We start from the raw sequence: 4,347 nt of genomic DNA on the forward strand, positions 1-4,347 counted from the left end.
ATCAGGATATTCTCAGAACCTGCGCATGCAGGGGCAATACCTGGACCGCGAGACAGGGCTGCACTACAATCTGTTCCGGTATTATGACCCGGACTGCGGACGGTTTACGCAGCAGGACCCGATAGGGCTGGCGGGGGGGATAAACCTTTACCAGTATGCGCCGAATGCGCTGGGGTGGGTGGATCCGTGGGGGTTGAGCCGTGAGTGTAGCGGTAAAACGAAGCCTGATTTCTATGTCGGTCCAGCGGGACCAAGCGCTACAATGCCTTCAACTGCTTATCGTTATGTTCGATATTTGAATGACGATGGCAGTTTAGATAAATGGGTTCCTGGTCTTCTCGAAACAAAAAAAGCGCCCGTAACGTATTTTGGATTCGAAAAATTTGAAACGGGTAAAGCGACTCGTGATGCGTTTCAGATAAAAGGTCCCGATAAAGTTGATCCGAAGTTACCAGCGGATGTCTCTTGGAGTGATGCAAGGATTAGAGGAACGTTTGATACATTGCAACTTTATGAAAATGGTACTCCTCAAGTGAGGCATCCAAGAATGTTTGGAGATGAAATTGGTGCACCATTAGAACAATTTACGCATGCTTATCCGCAATACGGAAAGGGTGGCGTAGAACAAATGCATGCAGACAAACGGACAATTACTTTCGACAAAATTGATATTCTTCCGGAGGAATAATGAATTACGATTCATATGATGAAGTACTCGATTATCTCAAGGTTTTTTTCAATGAAAGAGTGGATTCATCAATTTATTTAGAAAAACTAATGACTTTGATTGAAGGTTCTCGCTCTGAAAAAACCGTGACTATAAGAGCTATTTATGAAACGTACATGCAGTATGTAAAAGAAAATAGAGATAACATTAAAGTTATCTCTGGAGAAAAAGAAATGTGGATTGATTTGTTGCACCATTGGCAATAAGGGTTTATTGTCATGTAGATTAGATTGAAATGGTTATAACGGTGTGGCGTAATGCAATAATTGATGCAGGTGAATTTTATTTTCGTAGTGGAAAATGCAGTGTGAGCCTTGCATATAACACCTGTAATCTGTACGTGGAAATGCTTCTTTATATGGATGCCATCATGTTGTAGTTGATTTAGTTACAATCTCGTGATCGGCATTCAAAAGTAGAATAGGGCAACATGATTGAATTAAATTTTAAACCGATCACAGGTGAACTAAATATTGATGGTCTGCCTTTGAAAATTGATACTGAAGAAGGCTTTTGTAGGTGTGATTTATACCACGGATTAGTAAAGCAGAGAGCTATAAAGAAAATCATACCAAATCACTACCTTGTTGACTCACTAGCGTTTTTTGAAAGAGAATTTCAAGTTACTATACGCCCTGTGTGCTATGGTTTTCCTTTTATGCTTCATCTTGTTGATAAAAACAGTCAATACTATAAATCATTTAATGATTGGAATGCCCGAACTAATATTAACATGCTAAATGAATCAGTGAAAAGCTTGTCTGATTGGCTGAAAGAATCACTAAACCTGGACACTCCTGATACCACGAAAACAGACATCATTAGGTGGAACTTTGAGTGGGGGCGGGTTTCAGTCTCATATGAGACAAAGTCATTTAATCATGGGGCATATATAGTTTGGAATTTAACGTAGTCACTTCCAGACAAAGTGGTTTAGATATGTTAGAAATGAAACTTGATGTTCATACTGGATTTGTAGCAATCAACAACTACCCCATCGAATTAAAAGATGTTGATACTTTTAAAAATTCCGCATTTTACAAGTTCTTCTCGCCGTTGACTACAGTAGGTCCTTTTTATTTCGCTATCGATAATATTAAATGGAAAGATCAAGTTTTCATTTTGGAACTGAGGCCTTCAGTATTTTCTTTTTCTCCATTAATATTCCTTACTAGTAAGGATGGAATTTTTTATTAAACTCTAGCGGATTGGGGTAAAAGGGCTAGTCTAAGTAATTTATCGGATGAGCAGCAGCGTTTGATATCATGGGTTCAGAATGAAATAACCTCAAGCCCTAAGCTCAAAATTAACAATCCCCCATATGGATTGCAATGGGAGCATGATTGGGGTACAATTGTTGTACAATCTAATGAAAAAAGCTTCGATTGTGGTATTTATATCGAATGGAATATTTGACTATATGATGTAATTGATTAATAAAAGCCTTCATTTTCCTCTCATCTGACTTTTCTATTAATACAATTAAAGGTTAGAAATGAAAATAATTAATAGACTGAAAAAGAGGTTATTAGTCCTTGATGGCATTGACAATGATTTCATAGAGTATGGAAAGGAAATAGCATGCCCTGAATGCGAAGGCGTAATAGTCTATTCCATAGTAAACTCATATGAGTTTGACACGCTCCCTGTAGAGGTAAAATGCTTTTTGGTTAAGAAAATGAGAGGCGTGAAGTTTGTTAGTGAATATAAGAAATATAGCTACGATGAAAGCCAATTAGATGTTTCGAAAAACATTTGTTCCAAGTGTTTGAAAGAGTTTTCTGCTGTATTAACGTATAAAGAAGTGCAGCCAGCCCGATATCGGGTATATCTTGTGGGGCTTTTTGAAGGTGATTTGAAACAGATCAAACTTTAAAAGTTGAGGTTAACCTGTGATTAAAAATCTCAATTTCATCAAAGAAAATGACCTGCTTCAATGGACGTGTGGCGAAAGTAACATACTGGTTAATATGCCATTTTTAGACTATGCAATGGTCGACTTAACACGCCAGTTAGTCTTTGCATTAAACGAGCCAAAGCCATTACCGACCGTTTTGACCATCTTCAATGTGCAGGGCGAAAAACTATTTTGGTCTGCACCTCCTGAAGGTGCGATTTTCAATTACTTAACATTCAACCTGTCAAAGGAAGTGGTCGTTGTCTGTAGCTATCCAGCAAAAAAAAATGGCTGGCATGACTGGTTTTATTCCTGGGATATGAAGCGTAACGCGTTGGCTCAATCGGGCCCTGCATATTAAGATCAAAAGCGCCAAAAAATGATAACAACAATCAGTGGCAAAAGAGGAACTGTATCAGCTGTTCCGACAAGCAGTTTAAAAAACAGAGTTAAGTGGCAAAGGATAAGCACGGTTTACATTGTCATTTTGACCTATATAAAACCACTCGAAGAAATCGACGCAGCGATACCTGCTCATGTTGAGTGACTTAAAAAGGGGTATACAGAGGGGATTTTCCTGGCGTCCGAAAGAGGGATCCCAAGAAACGGTAGAGTCATTCTCGCTAAGTGTGAGAGTCTTGCCTCACTTCAAAACGATTATGCGAGGATCCTTTTCAGAGGTTAAAGCTTCAGACTGTTGAGATCATTCCTTTTGAACCCAGCATGAAAACAGAACTATTAGAGAATGTGTTTTAACCCCGCAAAAAATCCACGCCAAAGCGTGGATTTTCTTCATTCAAAACAAATCAGACGTTAAACAGGAAGTTCATCACATCACCATCTTTAACGATGTAATCTTTCCCTTTTGCACGCATCATGTCTGATTCTTTCTCGCCTTGCTCACCTTGTTCTCAATAAGCTGTCGGTCTCCGACTTTACCCGCGACGAACTCCACCGTGAAACCAGCCGAACCCAGGGGCTGCTGACCACCCGCCGCGAGGACGACTGTCTCGGCTGACTGCATCGCCGGGACGTCTTTACCGGCAATGCGCAGCGCCGGGCGTCTGCTCGTTCAGGACGGCACGCTGCCTTGCCAGGAGCAGTGGCGCTGGGATGCGGCCGGTAACCCGCTCGAAGGATCTGCTGAGAAGGTCACGCATAACCGCCTGACGCAGCTGAACGGCATTCGCTGGCGCTATGATGTCCACGGACGCACCCTGGAGAAAGATAACGGCCAGACACGATGGCACTACCGCTACGACGGTGAGCACCGTCTGACTGAGGTGATCAGCAAGCCGCGGGACCGCAACAGGCCGCAGACGCAGGTCAGCTTCCGCTACGATCCGCTCGGGCGACGCATCAGCAAAACCCGCCGCCAGATGCTGGGCGGGCAGCCAACCGGCAAGCCGGTCACTATCCGGTTTGTCTGGGAAGGGTTCCGGCTGCTGCAGGAGGTGCACGGGGACGTGCCGCTGACCTACGTCTACAGCGATCAGGACAGCTACGATCCGCTGGCGCGCATTGACGGCGTGGATGCGCCGGAGATCTTCTGGTTCCACTGCCAGCCGAACGGCACGCCGGAACGGATGACGGATAGCGAAGGGCAGGTGCGCTGGGAAGGTGTGAACAGCGCCTGGGGCAAGCTGCTGCGGGAAAGCGAGACGCAGGTATCAGGATATTCTCAGAACCTGCGCATGCAGGGTCAATACCTGGACCGCGAGAC

The 4,347-nt window shown here is 43.4% G+C and carries 5 protein-coding genes and 3 pseudogenes; 7 read left to right on the forward strand and 1 reads right to left on the reverse strand.

Annotated elements, in window-relative coordinates; all coding sequences use genetic code 11:
* The 6 genes and pseudogenes from IM313_RS22405 to IM313_RS22670 all read left to right on the forward strand — a co-directional run.
* On the forward strand, positions 1–688 hold a 688-nt coding region (locus tag IM313_RS22405; RefSeq protein WP_193056112.1), incomplete at its 5' end, for an RHS repeat-associated core domain-containing protein.
* Positions 688–933, forward strand: coding sequence for a hypothetical protein (locus IM313_RS22410; RefSeq protein WP_048999816.1), 246 nt, complete (start codon positions 688–690; stop codon positions 931–933). The genes IM313_RS22405 and IM313_RS22410, both read left to right, overlap by 1 nt.
* A gap of 224 nt (positions 934–1,157) precedes the next feature.
* Positions 1,158–1,640: a hypothetical protein gene (locus IM313_RS22415; RefSeq protein WP_088204314.1), complete on the forward strand. Its 483-nt coding sequence runs from the start codon at positions 1,158–1,160 to the stop codon at positions 1,638–1,640.
* Positions 1,641–2,222: 582 nt separating this feature from the next.
* Positions 2,223–2,603 carry a hypothetical protein gene (locus IM313_RS22420; RefSeq protein WP_192971790.1) on the forward strand — a complete coding sequence of 127 codons (381 nt, stop codon included), beginning with the start codon at positions 2,223–2,225 and terminating at the stop codon, positions 2,601–2,603.
* A 16-nt stretch (positions 2,604–2,619) separates the two neighbouring features.
* Positions 2,620–2,985 carry a hypothetical protein gene (locus IM313_RS22425; protein ID WP_192971791.1) on the forward strand — a complete coding sequence of 122 codons (366 nt, stop codon included), beginning with the start codon at positions 2,620–2,622 and terminating at the stop codon, positions 2,983–2,985.
* Positions 2,986–3,087: 102 nt separating this feature from the next.
* Positions 3,088–3,380 (forward strand): annotated as a pseudogene (locus IM313_RS22670) (YciI family protein).
* 50 nt (positions 3,381–3,430) lie between these two features.
* Here the strand turns inward: IM313_RS22670 and IM313_RS22430 are convergent.
* Positions 3,431–3,532: pseudogene (locus IM313_RS22430) on the reverse strand (DUF933 domain-containing protein); the annotation flags it as partial.
* A gap of 2 nt (positions 3,533–3,534) precedes the next feature.
* Between IM313_RS22430 and IM313_RS22435 the strand changes: the two are divergent.
* Positions 3,535–4,347 (forward strand): annotated as a pseudogene (locus IM313_RS22435) (RHS repeat domain-containing protein); the annotation flags it as partial.

This window comes from Enterobacter cloacae complex sp. P2B (assembly GCF_014895985.1).
GTDB lineage: Bacteria > Pseudomonadota > Gammaproteobacteria > Enterobacterales > Enterobacteriaceae > Enterobacter > Enterobacter bugandensis.